Source organism: Streptomyces sp. NPDC026301, from assembly GCF_055567935.1.
Map to the genome: position 1 here is coordinate 87,309 of NZ_JBVHPN010000003.1, position 13,564 is coordinate 100,872.

At 69.1% G+C, this 13,564-nt stretch carries 11 protein-coding genes and 2 tRNA genes; 5 read left to right on the forward strand and 8 right to left on the reverse strand.

From position 1 onward, the window contains the following. Window position 1: 1 nt before the first annotated feature. Window positions 2-217: a hypothetical protein gene (locus ACZ4MH_RS06165; protein ID WP_351591197.1), complete on the forward strand. Its 216-nt coding sequence runs from the start codon at window positions 2-4 to the stop codon at window positions 215-217. Next, complete coding sequence (locus ACZ4MH_RS06170) at window positions 214-1,695, forward strand: sodium:solute symporter family protein (RefSeq protein ID WP_351591194.1); 1,482 nt, start codon at window positions 214-216, stop codon at window positions 1,693-1,695. Before ACZ4MH_RS06165 ends, ACZ4MH_RS06170 begins: the two co-directional genes overlap by 4 nt. A 1-nt stretch (window position 1,696) precedes the next feature. Here the strand turns inward: ACZ4MH_RS06170 and ACZ4MH_RS06175 are convergent, their stop codons facing one another. Both ACZ4MH_RS06175 and ACZ4MH_RS06180 read right to left on the reverse strand, forming a co-directional pair. Beyond that, a complete protein-coding gene (locus tag ACZ4MH_RS06175) occupies window positions 1,697-3,145 on the reverse strand; it encodes a peptidoglycan D,D-transpeptidase FtsI family protein (protein WP_351591191.1) in 1,449 nt (482 codons plus the stop codon). A gap of 193 nt (window positions 3,146-3,338) precedes the next feature. Further along, window positions 3,339-5,975 carry a valine--tRNA ligase gene (locus ACZ4MH_RS06180; protein ID WP_351591188.1) on the reverse strand — a complete coding sequence of 879 codons (2,637 nt, stop codon included), beginning with the start codon at window positions 5,973-5,975 and terminating at the stop codon, window positions 3,339-3,341. A 140-nt stretch (window positions 5,976-6,115) separates the two neighbouring features. On the opposite strand from ACZ4MH_RS06180, the gene ACZ4MH_RS06185 reads away from it, so the two are divergent. After that, window positions 6,116-7,081 carry a hypothetical protein gene (locus ACZ4MH_RS06185; protein WP_351591185.1) on the forward strand — a complete coding sequence of 322 codons (966 nt, stop codon included), beginning with the start codon at window positions 6,116-6,118 and terminating at the stop codon, window positions 7,079-7,081. A 105-nt stretch (window positions 7,082-7,186) separates the two neighbouring features. On the opposite strand, the gene clpX is transcribed toward ACZ4MH_RS06185, so the two are convergent. The 5 genes from clpX to ACZ4MH_RS06210 form a co-directional block, all read right to left on the reverse strand. Beyond that, window positions 7,187-8,476: an ATP-dependent Clp protease ATP-binding subunit ClpX gene (clpX, locus tag ACZ4MH_RS06190; protein ID WP_351591182.1), complete on the reverse strand. Its 1,290-nt coding sequence runs from the start codon at window positions 8,474-8,476 to the stop codon at window positions 7,187-7,189. Between the two features lie 174 nt (window positions 8,477-8,650). Then, the gene (locus tag ACZ4MH_RS06195) at window positions 8,651-9,316 is read right to left on the reverse strand and encodes an ATP-dependent Clp protease proteolytic subunit (protein ID WP_351591247.1); all 666 of its coding nucleotides are present in this window, start codon (window positions 9,314-9,316) and stop codon (window positions 8,651-8,653) included. 57 nt (window positions 9,317-9,373) lie between these two features. Then, entirely contained in the window at window positions 9,374-9,976 is a 603-nt protein-coding gene (locus ACZ4MH_RS06200; protein WP_031062215.1) for an ATP-dependent Clp protease proteolytic subunit, read from the reverse strand. Between the two features lie 345 nt (window positions 9,977-10,321). Then, window positions 10,322-11,734: a trigger factor gene (gene tig / locus ACZ4MH_RS06205; protein WP_351591179.1), complete on the reverse strand. Its 1,413-nt coding sequence runs from the start codon at window positions 11,732-11,734 to the stop codon at window positions 10,322-10,324. A 246-nt stretch (window positions 11,735-11,980) separates the two neighbouring features. Next, window positions 11,981-12,057 (reverse strand) — tRNA-Pro (locus tag ACZ4MH_RS06210). Window positions 12,058-12,196: 139 nt separating this feature from the next. Between ACZ4MH_RS06210 and ACZ4MH_RS06215 the strand changes: the two genes are divergently transcribed. Further along, window positions 12,197-12,270: transfer RNA gene (locus ACZ4MH_RS06215), tRNA-Gly, on the forward strand. Between the two features lie 107 nt (window positions 12,271-12,377). After that, window positions 12,378-12,746, forward strand: coding sequence for an arsenate reductase family protein (locus tag ACZ4MH_RS06220; protein WP_351591176.1), 369 nt, complete (start codon window positions 12,378-12,380; stop codon window positions 12,744-12,746). Between the two features lie 66 nt (window positions 12,747-12,812). Here the strand turns inward: ACZ4MH_RS06220 and ACZ4MH_RS06225 are convergent, their stop codons facing one another. Continuing rightward, window positions 12,813-13,007: a hypothetical protein gene (locus tag ACZ4MH_RS06225; RefSeq protein WP_351591173.1), complete on the reverse strand. Its 195-nt coding sequence runs from the start codon at window positions 13,005-13,007 to the stop codon at window positions 12,813-12,815. Between the last annotated feature and the right edge of the window lie 557 nt (window positions 13,008-13,564).

The window sequence follows — 13,564 nt, forward strand, 5'->3', positions numbered from 1 at the left end:
CATGAGCCAGCGTCATCTGGCGTACCTCGCCGTGCCCACGGCCGGGTTCTTCGCCACCCCGTATCTGCCCTTCGTCAACACCACCACGCTGTGGCTGGGGCTGCCGGCCGTCCTGGTGTGGTGCGTGCTGTGGACGGTGGGCACCACCGTCGCGCTCGCGCTGTACGAGGCGCGCGCCGCGCATCCCGAGGACGCCGATGAGGAGGCCGCGGCATGAGCACGACCATGGCGGTCACTCTCATCGGCATCCTCGCGATCGCCGCCGTCGGCCTGTCCGGTCGCCGTAATACTGGGCACGACCTGGGCGAATGGGCCGTCGGCGGGCGCCGTTTCGGTGCCGTGACGATGTGGTTCCTGCAGGCCGGCGAGTCGTTCACGACGTTCAGCTTTCTGGGGCTGGCCGGGCTCGCGTTCAGCGACGGCGTCGCGGCCACGTACGCCTTGGGGTATCTGTCGCTCTGTCTGATCGGCCAGTACCTCACCGGGCCGCGGCTGTGGCGGCTCGGCAAGGAGAACGGGTACCTCACCCAGGCCGACTTCTTCGCCGACCGGTTCAGCAGCCCGCTGCTCGGGAAGGTCGTGGCGGTGGTCGGGGCCGTCTTCCTGCTGCCGTATCTGCAGCTGCAGATCACCGGGCTCGGCCTGATCGTGCAGCTGGCCACCGGCAGCGAGTCGGGCGCGACCGGTTCGATGATCCTGGCGACGGTGCTCACCGTCGGCTTCGTCCTGTGGTCCGGCCTGCGGGGCATCGCCCGCGCCGCGTACTTCAAGGACGTCCTGATGGTGCTGGCGCTGCTGATCCTGCTGGTCGCCGTGCCGATCGGGCTCGACGGCGGGCTGAGTGGTCTCTTCACCGCCGTCCGGGAGAGCCGGCCCGACCTGCTGACTCTGCACGGCGGCGGTACGGACGCGACGTGGTTCACCACGGCGATGCTGATCAGCGCGATCGGTGCGGGTCTGAACACGATGCCGCATCTGTGGTCGGCGATCCTGTCCGCGGGCAGTTCCCGGGCCCTGCGCCGCAATTACATCTGGCTGCCGCTGTACCAGGTCGCCATCGCCGTGCCGGTCGTGGTGGGCTTCGCCGGGGTGCTGACCCTGAAGCCGGGCACCGACAGCAAGGCCGCGCTGCTCACGGTGGCCGGCGGCGCGCTGCCGGGCTGGCTGGTGGGCGTGGTCGCGGTGGCCGCGGCGGCGACGGCGATGGTGCCGTCGGCGGCGCTGCTGCTCGGGATCTCCACGTTGGTGTCGCGCAATCTGCTGCCTGCGCGCAGCCCGCGCACCACAATGCGGATCAACCATGTGTGCGTACTGCTGGCCTCCGGTCTGGCTCTGGTACTGGGCCTGGCCCGGCCCGCGCTGCTGGCCAATCTGCTGCTGCTGACCTATGGCGGGCTCGCGCAGCTGGCACCCGCGACGGTGGCCGCATTGGCGCGGCGCAACCGGTTGCGGGCGGTGCCGGCCCTGCTCGGCATTGTCACGGGTGTGGTGACGCTGGGCTGGCTGACGTTCGGCGGGGTGGATATCGGGACGGTCGATGCCGGGTTGCTGTCGCTGGTGCCGAACGTTGTGGTGACGGTGGGGGCGCAGGTGCTGTGGCGCGGGCGGGCGGGTGGTGGCGCGGAGCGGCTGCCCGCCGGTGGGGTGCCGCTGCGCCCACCCGTGCCGCCCAGCGGCACGACTGCCCGCAGCTAGGTTAAGAAAGGGCAGCCTTCATCATTGCCTTGGCGACCGGGCCTGCCAGGCCGCCGCCCGAGATGTCGCCGCGGGCCGCGTCGCTGTCCTCGACGACGGATGCCACGGCGACCTGGTTGCCGTGGGCGTCCTCGGCGTAGGAGACGAACCAGGCGTAGGGCATGCCGCTGTTGTCCACGCCGTGCTGGGCCGTTCCGGTCTTGCCGCCGACGGTCAGTCCGTCGATCTTCGCGCCGGAGCCGGTGCCCTTCTCGACGACGGTCTGCATCGCGGACTGCAGTTGCTCGGCGTTGGCCTTGGACATCGCGGTCTTGTACGTCTTGGGCGCGTTCTCCTGGACGGTGTTGCCGCCGCCGTCGGTGATCTTGTCGACCTCGTACGGGGTCTTCAGGTCACCGTCATTGGCGATCGCCGAGACGACCATGGCCATCTGCAGCGGGGTGGCCTGGTCGTCGAACTGGCCGATGCCGGAGAGGGCGGTCTGCGCGGAGTCCATGCCGGAGGGGTAGACGCTCTTGGCGGCGCGCACCGGGACGTCGATCTTCGCGTCGTTGAAGCCGAACTTCTCCGCCTGCTCCTTGACCTTCTTCTCCCCCAGGTCGGCGGCCAGCTTGCCGAAGACGTTGTTGCAGGAGTACTGGAGCGCGGTGCGGATCGTGGCGTTCTCGCAGGGCGCGGCGGCGTTCTCGTTGGTCAGGTCGGTGCGGGTGTTCGGCAGCCGGTACGGGTTGGGGCTGTCGGTGCGCTCGTCCACGGAGGAGTACAGGCCGTTCTCCAGCGCGGCGGCGGCGACGACCAGCTTGAAGGTGGAGCCGGGGGGATAGGTCTGGCGCAGCGCGCGGTTCAGGTGCGGCTGGTCCTTGTCGCCGGTCATCCGGGCCCATGCCTTCTGGTCGGCGCCGGCCTGGCCGGCGAACTTCCCCGGGTCGTACGAGGGCGTGGAGACCATGCCGAGGATGCGGCCGGTGGCGGGGTCGAGGGCGACGGCGGCGCCGGTCTTGTTGCCGAGCGCCTCGTAGCCGGCCTTCTGGACCTTGGCGTCGAGGGTGGTCGACACGTCGCCGCCCTTGGCCCGCTCCCGGGAGACCAGGTTGACCGGGGACTGGAGCCGGCTGTCGGAGCCGTCCAGTACGTCGCCGTAGAGGTTCTCCAGCTGGGTGGAGCCGTAGATCTGGGAGGAGTAGCCGGTGAGCGGGGCGTACAGCGGGCCGTCGGTGTAGGTCCGCTTGTAGGCGAGGGGGCCGTCGGTCGCCGTCGAGCCGGTCACGGGGTGGCCGTCGACGAGGATGTTGCCGAGCGGGCGGGAGTACTTCTCGATGTTGACCCGCGGATTGTGGTCGTCGTCCGCGAGGGAGTCCGCCTTCGCGCCCTGGATCCAGGTGGCCCAGCCCATCAGGGCGAGGACCAGGGCGATGCAGAAGACGGAGACGCGTCGCAGGGGTTTGTTCATGACTTCGAGCGTCGCGCGGCTCGATGAGAGGCGGATGAGAAATCAGTACGCGTATATCGACAATCCGGCTGCTTTGTGCCGGTGACGCACGGCCCCCTCCGTGCCGACGGCCTGCGGAGCACCTGTCCGTGCCGGTGACGCGCGGGGCCCCCGTCCGTGCGGACGGGGCCCCCGGCGGTGAGCGGTACCTGCGTTACGCCTTCGGCAGCCGTTCCAGCTGGGCGGTGATGCGGACGATGTCCGCCTCGGCCGTCTCCAGTCGGGTGCGGATCTTGTCGACGACCTTCTCGGGCGCCTTGGCCAGGAACGCTTCGTTGCCGAGCTTGCCGGTCGCCTGTGCCTTCTCCTTCTCGGCGGCGGCGAGGTCCTTGGCCAGGCGCTTGCGCTCGGCCTCGATGTCGATCGCGCCGGAGAGGTCCAGCGCGACGGTCGCGCCGGCCACCGGCAGCGAGGCGGTGGCGGCGAAGTCCTCGCCGGCGGGCTGCAGGCGGAGCAGCGAGCGCATCGCGGCTTCGTGCGCGGCCAGTGCGGTGCCCGCCAGGTCGAGCCGGGCCGGGACCCGCTGGCCGGGCTGGAGGCCCTGGTCGGAGCGGAAGCGGCGGACCTCGGTGACGACCTGCTGGACCGTCTCGATCTCCTTCTCGGCCGCCTGGTCGCGGAAGCCGCTGTCGGCGGGCCAGTCGGCGACGACGACGGACTCCTTGCCGGTGAGCGTGGTCCACAGCGCTTCGGTGACGAAGGGCACGATGGGGTGGAGCAGGCGGAGGGTGACGTCGAGGACCTCGCCGAGCACGCGGGCCGAGACCTTGGCCGCGTCGCCGCCGCCCATGAAGGTGGTCTTGGACAGCTCGACGTACCAGTCGAAGACCTCGTCCCACGCGAAGTGGTAGAGCGCGTCGGAGAGCTTCGCGAACTGGAAGTCGTCGTAGTACGCGTCGACCTCGGCGACCGTGGCGTTGAGCCGGGAGAGGATCCAGCGGTCCGTCGCCGACATCTGGGCCGGGTCCGGGAGCGGGCCCTCGACCGTCGCGCCGTTCATCAGCGCGAAGCGGGTGGCGTTCCAGATCTTGTTGGCGAAGTTCCGGGACGCCTGGACCCAGTCCTCGCCGATCGGCACGTCCGTACCGGGGTTGGCGCCGCGGGCGAGGGTGAAGCGGACGGCGTCGGAGCCGTACTCGTCCATCCAGTCCAGCGGGTCGACGACGTTGCCGAAGGACTTCGACATCTTCTTGCCGCGCTCGTCGCGGACCAGGCCGGTCAGCGCGATGGTCTTGAACGGCACCTCGCCGTCCATCGCGTACAGGCCGAACATCATCATCCGGGCGACCCAGAAGAAGATGATGTCGTGGCCGGTGACCAGCACGTCGGTGGAGTAGAACTTCTCCAGGTCCGGGGTCTTCTCCGGCCAGCCCAGGGTGGAGAAGGGCCACAGGCCGGAGGAGAACCAGGTGTCCAGCACGTCGGTGTCCTGGGTCCAGCCCTCGCCGCTCGGCGGCTCCTCGTCGGGGCCGACGCAGACGACTTCGCCGTCGGGGCCGTACCAGACGGGGATGCGGTGGCCCCACCACAGCTGGCGCGAGATGCACCAGTCGTGCATGTTGTCGACCCAGTCGAAGTAGCGCTTCGACATGTCCTCGGGGTGGATCTTGACCCGGCCGTCGCGGACCGCGTCACCGGCGGCCTGCGCGAGCGGGCCGACCTTGACCCACCACTGCATCGACAGCCGCGGCTCGATCGTGGTGCGGCAGCGCGAGCAGTGGCCCACGGAGTGGGTGTACGGGCGCTTCTCGGCGACGATGCGGCCCTGCTCGCGCAGCGCGGCGACGATCGTGGAGCGCGCCTCGAAGCGGTCCAGGCCCTCGAAGGGGCCGTGCACGGTGATGACGCCGCGCTCGTCCATGACAGCCTTGGACTCCAGGCCGTGGCGCTGGCCGATGGCGAAGTCGTTCGGGTCGTGGGCGGGGGTCACCTTGACGGCGCCGGTGCCGAACTCCGGGTCGACGTGGGTGTCCGCGACGACGGGGATGGTGCGGTCGGTCAGCGGGAGCTTGATGCGCTTGCCGACGAGGTGGGCGTAGCGCTCGTCGTCCGGGTGCACCGCGACGGCGGTGTCACCGAGCATCGTCTCGGCGCGGGTGGTGGCCACGACGAGGGTCTCGTCGCCCTCGCCGTACTTGATCGAGACGAGCTCGCCGTCGTCCTCCTGGTACTCCACCTCGATGTCGGAGATGGCGGTCAGGCAGCGCGGGCACCAGTTGATGATGCGCTCGGCGCGATAGATCAGCTCGTCCTCGTAGAGCCGCTTGAAGATGGTCTGGACGGCCTTGGAGAGGCCCTCGTCCATCGTGAAGCGCTCGCGGGACCAGTCGACGCCGTCGCCGAGGCGGCGCATCTGACCGAGGATCTTGCCGCCGTACTCTTCCTTCCACTGCCACACGCGGTCGACGAACGCCTCGCGGCCCAGGTCGTGGCGGGACTTGCCCTCCTCGGCGAGCTGCTGCTCGACCTTGTTCTGGGTGGCGATGCCGGCGTGGTCCATGCCGGGCAGCCACAGCGCCTCGAAGCCCTGCATGCGCTTGCGGCGGGTGAGGGCGTCCATCAGCGTGTGCTGGAAGGCGTGGCCGAGGTGGAGTGAACCCGTGACGTTCGGCGGCGGGATCACGATCGTGTGAGCCGGCTTGTCGCTCTTGGCGTGGGCCTCGAAGTAGCCGCGCTCTACCCAGCGCTCGTACAGCGGCCCCTCTACGTCGGCCGGCGCGTACTGGGTCGGCAGTTCTGCGGGGGTGCTGTTCGGCCCGGAAGCAGGGCTCTTCTGAGGTGTCTCGGTCACGCCGTTCAGTGTACGGGCGCGCATGTAGCAGTCTCGAATCGGTTTGGCCCCCGGGGCTTCGGTGACGCCTGGTGTCGTACAGGATGTGAGCAACGCATAAAGCTGTCCGTTGTTCTGTTGTCACGAGGGGAAACCGCTCCATGAGCTACAACCAGCCGCCACCCGGCCCGTACGGGCAGCCTCAGCAGCCGGGCCCGTACGGGCAGCCGCAGCAGCCGCAGGGCCCGCAGCCGGGTTACGGCTACCCGCAGCAGGGCGGCCCGGTGCCCCCGCAGCAGGGTTACGGCGGTCAGCCCCAGGCGCCGTACGGACAGCCCCCGCAGGCCCCCCAGCAGCAGCCTTACGGACAGCAGGCGCCGTACGGGCAGCCGCAGGCCCCGTACGGTCAGCAGCAGCCCGGCCAGTTCCCGCAGCAGGCCCCCTACGGCCAGCAGCAGCCGCAGTACGGCCAGGTCCCGCCGCCCCCGCCCGCCGGCGGCAGCGGCAAGGGCAAGAAGGTCGCCCTGATCGTCGGCGCCGTCGTGGTCGTGGCCGCGATCGCGGGCGGCGCGATCGCCGTGTTCGGCGGGGGCGGCGGCCTGGAGAACGACGGTCCGCACAAGCTCGCCACCCCGGGCTCGGCCGCCGGGTACACGCTGGTGCCGGGTTCGAGCCGGACCTCCGCCGGCAAGAACGGCATGGCCAAGAACCTGCCGATGAAGGACCCGACCTCGGTGCAGGGCGTGTATTCCCCCGGCGCCGACGCGCGCAAGGGCCTGGTGCTGCAGGGCTCCTACGGCACGATGGACGACCCGGGCACGGCCCTGGACGCCTTCTTCCTGTACATGCAGAAGCAGGCCACCAAGAACGGCAGCGACGCCGACCTGGTGGGCACGCCGGAGGAGTTCACCCCCGAGGGCGGCGAGGGCGCGCTGGTGAAGTGCCAGCTGGCGAAGGCGAAGGACCCGAAGCCGGGTGAGGTGTCCGCGGCCCCGATCTGCGCCTGGGCCGACTACAGCACCTTCGGCGTCGTCCTGCCGGGCGAGAAGAACGCGGCGCGCGACCTGGACGCCGCCGCCGAGCTGCTCGGCAAGGTCCGCAAGGACGTCCGCGTCGAGAAGAAGTGACCTCGCGGACCGCCTCCCCGGAGCGGTGCCGCCAGAGGTGACCTGACACGAAAGGGGGGCTCCCGGCCGGTGCCGGGAGCCCCCTTTCGTGTGTCCGGGTGCGGGCTACGCGCTCTTCTCGTGGTGCTCGCCCGACTCGCCGCCGCGGTTGCGCGGGACCAGCGTCGGGTTCACGTTCGAGTGGACGGCCTCCTCGGTGATGACGACGCGGGCGACGTCCTTGCGGGACGGCACCTCGTACATCACCGACTGGAGCACCTCCTCCATGATCGCGCGCAGGCCGCGCGCGCCCGTGCCGCGCAGGATCGCCTGGTCGGCGATGGCCTCCAGCGCCGGGCGGTCGAAGTCGAGCTCGACCCCGTCCAGTTCGAAGAGCCGCTGGTACTGCTTGACCAGCGCGTTCTTCGGCTCCATCAGGATCTGCAGGAGCGCCTCGCGGTCGAGGTTGTGCACCGAGGTGATCACGGGGAGGCGGCCGATGAACTCGGGGATCATCCCGAACTTCACCAGGTCCTCCGGCATGACCTCCTGGAACTGGTCCTTGGCCTCGATCTCGCGCTTGGAGCGGATCGTCGCGCCGAAGCCGATGCCCTTGGCGCCGGCCCGGGACTCGATGAGCTTCTCCAGGCCCGCGAACGCGCCGCCCACGATGAACAGCACGTTCGTCGTGTCGATCTGGATGAATTCCTGGTGCGGGTGCTTGCGGCCGCCCTGCGGGGGGACCGAGGCGGTGGTGCCTTCCAGGATCTTCAGCAGGGCCTGCTGGACGCCCTCGCCGGAGACATCGCGCGTGATCGAGGGGTTCTCGCTCTTGCGGGCGACCTTGTCGATCTCGTCGATGTAGATGATGCCCGTCTCGGCCTTCTTGACGTCGTAGTCGGCGGCCTGGATGAGCTTGAGGAGGATGTTCTCCACGTCCTCGCCGACGTACCCCGCCTCCGTCAGCGCCGTCGCGTCGGCGATGGCGAACGGGACGTTCAGCATCCGGGCGAGCGTCTGCGCGAGCAGCGTCTTGCCGGAGCCGGTCGGGCCGAGCAGCAGGATGTTGGACTTGGACAGCTCGATGCCCTCGTCGTTGCCGCGCGCTCCGCCGTTCTCGCCCGCCTGCACCCGCTTGTAGTGGTTGTAGACCGCTACCGAGAGCGCCTTCTTGGCGGACTCCTGGCCTACGACGTAGCCCTCCAGGAACTCGTAGATCTCCCGGGGCTTGGGCAGTTCCTCCCAACGCACCTCGGAGGTCTCGGCGAGCTCCTCCTCGATGATTTCGTTGCAGAGGTCGATGCACTCGTCGCAGATGTACACACCAGGACCCGCGATGAGCTTCTTCACCTGCTTCTGGCTCTTCCCGCAGAACGAGCACTTGAGCAGGTCGCCGCCGTCACCGATGCGTGCCACGAGGTGCTTCCCCTTCGCCTGGGATCCGCATTGCTCCTACGGACCCGGGTGCTTGCCTATCGACGGTACCTTGCCGGGCCCCCGCTGCGGGCCCCCCTTGAACCGACTCGGCCGACTCGGTCCAAGGGGGAGCCACTCCGGCTCAAGTCGCGACCAGCGCGATCAATCGAACGGTCAAACCGAAACGGAAGTCTTCCGGGTCGACACGATCTGGTCCACAAGACCGTACGCGAGGGACTCCTCGGCCGTAAGAATCTTGTCGCGCTCGATGTCGTCGCGGATCTTCTCGATCGGCGTGGTGGAGTGCTTGGCCAGCATCTCCTCCAGCTGCGTGCGCATGCGCAGGATCTCGTTGGCGGCGATCTCCAGGTCGGAGACCTGACCGCGGCCCGTCTCGCTGTACGGCTGGTGGATCAGGATGCGGGCGTTGGGCAGCGCCATCCGCTTGCCGGGGGTGCCGGCCGCGAGCAGCACGGCGGCGGCGGAGGCTGCCTGGCCCATGCACACGGTCTGGATGTCCGGCTTCACGAACTGCATCGTGTCGTAGATCGCGGTGAGCGCCGTGAAGGAGCCGCCGGGCGAGTTGATGTAGATGGAGATGTCACGGTCGGGGTCCATCGACTCCAGGCACAGCAGCTGCGCCATGACGTCGTTGGCCGACGCGTCGTCGATCTGCACGCCGAGGAAGATCACGCGCTCCTCGAAGAGCTTCGCGTACGGGTCGTACTCCCGAACGCCCTGCGAGGTGCGCTCCACGAAGCGCGGAACGATGTAGCGCGACTCGGCCTGAGGGCCCTCGTACAGGCCGCTGCCGGAGGAGTTGTTCATCTGGGTGTTCACCGTCCTGGTGGCGATCAAGTGGGCTGGGGTCGGCTGCGGGGTGCGCGGTCCGGGCCGTCAGGCGCCGGTGCCGCCCCCGCCCGGGACGCCGGCGGCGGAGCCCATGACGTCGTCGATGAGGCCGTACGCCTTGGCCTCGTCGGCCGAGAACCAGCGGTCGCGGTCCGAGTCGCGGGTGATCTGCTCGACGGTCTGGCCGGTGTGGAAGGCGGTCAGCTCCGCCATCCGCTTCTTGGTGTGCAGCAGCCGCTCGGCGTGGATCTTGATGTCCGACGCGGAGCCCGCCAGGCCCGCGGAGGGCTGGTGGATGAGGATCTCGGCGTTCGGCAGCGCGAAGCGCTTGCCCGGCGTACCGGCACTCAGCAGGAACTGGCCCATCGAGGCCGCCAGGCCCATGGCGATGGTGACCACGTCGTTCTTGATGTACTGCATGGTGTCGTAGATCGCCATGCCGGCCGAGATCGAACCGCCCGGAGAGTTGATGTAGAGGAAGATGTCCTTCTCCGGCTCGGCGGCCAGGAGGAGCAGCTGCGCGGTGATCTTGTTGGCGATGTCGTCGTCGACCGGCTGGCCGAGGAAGATGATCCGCTCGCCGAGCAGCCGGTTGTAGACCTGGTCGCCGAGGCCACCGAAGGTCGGCTCAGCGGCGGCGGAAGGCATCGGGATCGTCACGTGTCCACCTGCTCGTTGTCGGACGGCTTTTCAGGACCGTCTCAGCGTCGTCGTCTGGGGCGCGGGACTCGGCGCCGCGTTGGTGCCCCGGCGCGGTGTCGGAAAGTCCCCTGCCCACGTATCTACGGACCCTAACGCGCAGGTCGCCGGGCGCCATCCCGCATCGAGAACTGTTCGCTCTGAGCGCAGGTGCCCGGGGCGCTCCCGGGGCCCTGGGGACACGCCGGTACGCGACGGGCCCGGACACGCGCGCTCGCGTGTCCGGGCCCGTACGCCGACGTGCTGTGGCGGCTGCGGGAGCCGCCTCGGCCGGTGCGGAACCGGCCGGGGGACTTACTTGGCCTCGTCCTCGGCCTGCTCGTCCTTGGCCTCGGCGGCCTCGGCGGTGGCCTCCTCGACGGACTCGGCGGCCTCGACGGTCTCGGCCGTCTCGTCCTCGTCGTCCAGGTCGACGACCTCACCGTTGGTGTCCTTGACCGTGGCGGCCTCGACGACGACCGCGAGGGCCTTGCCGCGGGCGACCTCGCCGACGAGCATCGGCACCTGGCCGCCCTCGACGACGGCCTGCGCGAACTGGTCGGGGGACATGCCGGAGGACTGCGCGCGGCGCATGAGGTGCTCGGTGAGCTCCTCCTGGCTGACGTTCAGCTTCTCCTTGTTGACCAGCTCGTCGAGGACGAACTGGGTCTTGATGCCCTTCTCGGCCTGCTCCTTGGTCTCGGCGTCGAACTCCTCCTCGCTCTTGCCCTGGATCTCCAGGTACTTCGCGAGGTCGAGGCCCATCTGGCCGAGCTGGTGGTTCACGAGGTTGTGCTTGCGGGTCTCGATCTCGTCCGCGAGCAGCTTCTCGGGGAGCGGGACCTCGACGAGCTTGAGCAGCTCCTCCAGGACCTTCTCCTGGGCCTGGGTGGCCTGGTCGTACTTCTTCATCTGCGCGAGGCGCTTGCGGCTGTCGTCCTTGAGCTCGTCAAGGGTGTCGAACTCGCTCGCCAGCTGCGCGAAGTCGTCGTCCAGCGCGGGCAGTTCCTTGGCCTTGACCTCGGTGACCTTCACCTCGACCTCGGCCTCCTTGCCCGCGGCGGAGCCGCCCTTGAGCTCGGAGGTGAAGGTGGCGGTGGAGCCGGCCTCGAGGCCGGTGACGGCGTCGTCGATGCCGTCGAGGAGCTCGCCGGATCCGATGGTGTAGCTGACGCCCTCGGCGACGCCGTCCTCCAGGACCTCGCCGTCGACCTTGGCCTGCAGGTCGATCGTCACGACGTCGCCCTCGGCGGCGGCGCGCTCGACGGCGGAGGTGGAGGCGAAGCGCTCACGGAGCTGCTCGACCGACTTCTCGATGTCCTCGTCCGACACCTCGATGGCGTCGACCTCGACCTCGATGCCGGAGTAGTCCGGGATCTCCAGGGCCGGGCGGATGTCCACCTCGGCGGTGAAGGCCAGCAGCTCGCCGTCCTTCAGCTCGGTGATGTCCACCTCGGGCTGGCCGAGGACGTTGAGCTCACCCTCGTTGACCGCCTCGGTGTAGAACTTCGGGAGCGCGTCGTTGACGGCTTCCTCGAGCACGGCGCCGCGACCGAACCGCTGGTCGATGACGCGGGCCGGGATCTTGCCCTGGCGGAAGCCCTTCACCGTGACCTGCTGGTTGATCTTCTTGTACGCCGCGTCGAGGCTGTCCTTGAGCTCCTCGAAGGGCACCTCGACAGTGAGCCGAACCCGGGTCGGGTTCAGGGTCTCCACGGCGCTCTTCACGGTTCGGTCTCCTTGGGGCTGACTTCTGGGGTTTCGCTGGAAGATCCCCCGGCCTCGGGACGCTCGTGGCGTATCGGGCCCGGCGGATCGCGCCCGGGAGACCTGGAAACGAGGCACACGGACGCGCAGCTTGCATAGTAACCGCAAGCACGACGCGCCCCACAATGCGATCTTGGGATCCCCCGTCCGGGCAGGCCGGGCAAGGGGTGGTACTGCGATCATGAGGATGGCTGGAAAGCCGCATGATGGTCGGGGTGGCCGGATTCGAACCGACGACCTTCCGCTCCCAAAGCGGACGCGCTACCAAGCTGCGCCACACCCCGTCGGTGCGACACGTAGGGTACATGGCCGCAGGCCATGCGGCTGCCAGTTATCCGAGGGACGAGTGGGGTGTGCGGCGAACCGCCCCGACCCGCTACGATGCTCACCGTGCCGGAGGCCGCTCGACGGTCCACGGCGCATGCGGGCGTAGCTCAATGGTAGAGCCCTAGTCTTCCAAACTAGCTACGCGGGTTCGATTCCCGTCGCCCGCTCCACGACGAAAGGCCCGGCCGCACGCAGGACAGCGCGGCCGGGCCTTCGGCGTATCCGGGGGTACGCGGCAGGCGGACCGGGCCGGGCGTGCGCTGGCTAAGGTGCGCGCATGGAGATCTGGGTCAATCCCGCGTGTTCGAAGTGCCGGTCCGCTGTGCAGCTGCTGGACGAGGAGGGCGCGCAGTACACCGTGCGCCGCTATCTGGAGGACCCGCCGAGCGCGGCGGAGCTGCGGGCCGTACTGGACCGGCTCGGGCTGGAGCCGTGGGACATCACGCGTACGCAGGAGGCCGCGGCGAAGGAGCTGGGCCTGAAGGACTGGGAGCGGTCGGCGGACGCGCGGGAGCGCTGGATCGAGGCGCTGGCCGCGCACCCGAAGCTGATCCAGCGGCCGATCATCACCGCGGACGACGGCAGTGCCGTGGTGGGCCGCAGTGAGGACGCCGTACGGGACGCGCTGGGCCGCGGCGGGCGCTGAGCGGCGCGCGTACGGGGCGAGCGGCGCCGGGCCGCGGGGAGCCGGTCCGGTGCCCGTTCGCGGTGGTCAGAAGGTGATGTTGTTGATCGTGTCCGCGACGGAGGTGAAGAACCGGTTGACGGACGGGGCTATGCCGGTGGACGCGAGGAAGAAGCCGAAGAGTATGGCGACGAGCGCGGGTCCCCACTTCAAGGCCTTGTTGCGGAGCAACACGATCAGAATGATCGCCAACAGCAGCACCACAGACAGCGAAAGTTCCACAACTGATCACACCCTTGGTCGGAATGCCACACCGGCCCTGGAAGCATGCAGCCGCGCACACCCCCGCCGGCACCCATCGTGCCACCAACTCTCTTCCCGGTGGAGGCGAGTGACGAATCATCGGCCAAGGCTTTACGCACTTCCCGTGCCCCTATGCCTTCCGGACGGCTCTGCGGCACCGGCCCGCGCACGGCAATGAAGCAACCCTGCCGCGACCCCCGATTCGGCCTGATCATTTCCGTCCGGCCGGATTCCGCTGCCGCGCGTACACCCACCTCACGCCCGCGAATTCGAATTCCGGGGACATGATTTCGTGAGCCGCGCCACTCGAACGGACCACCGCAGAGTAGGACATTCCCTCCGGGTCGTTCGCGGCACCTATGCCCCGATTAGTCGGGATGATTCAGTACAGAACGGGCGCTCGGGCACCCGCGGCCGGCCGGCACAAGAACGGCCGGATCTTCTCGGCTACCCGGAATCTCCGCGGGTAGCTGCAGAAATAGCCGAGAAATAAGAAGACGGTTTTACGCAATCTCCGGTTGACCACTAGGGTGCCT

Bases quoted from the DNA above. Each gene is read 5' to 3' on its own strand.
- ACZ4MH_RS06185 (WP_351591185.1), top strand. From the start codon at position 6,116: ATGAGCTACAACCAGCCGCCACCCGGCCCGTACGGGCAGCCTCAGCAG.
- ACZ4MH_RS06170 (WP_351591194.1), top strand. From the start codon at position 214: ATGAGCACGACCATGGCGGTCACTCTCATCGGCATCCTCGCGATCGCC.
- ACZ4MH_RS06165 (WP_351591197.1), top strand. From the start codon at position 2: ATGAGCCAGCGTCATCTGGCGTACCTCGCCGTGCCCACGGCCGGGTTC.
- ACZ4MH_RS06220 (WP_351591176.1), top strand. From the start codon at position 12,378: ATGGAGATCTGGGTCAATCCCGCGTGTTCGAAGTGCCGGTCCGCTGTG.
- ACZ4MH_RS06200 (WP_031062215.1), bottom strand. From the start codon at position 9,976: ATGCCTTCCGCCGCCGCTGAGCCGACCTTCGGTGGCCTCGGCGACCAG.
- ACZ4MH_RS06175 (WP_351591191.1), bottom strand. From the start codon at position 3,145: ATGAACAAACCCCTGCGACGCGTCTCCGTCTTCTGCATCGCCCTGGTC.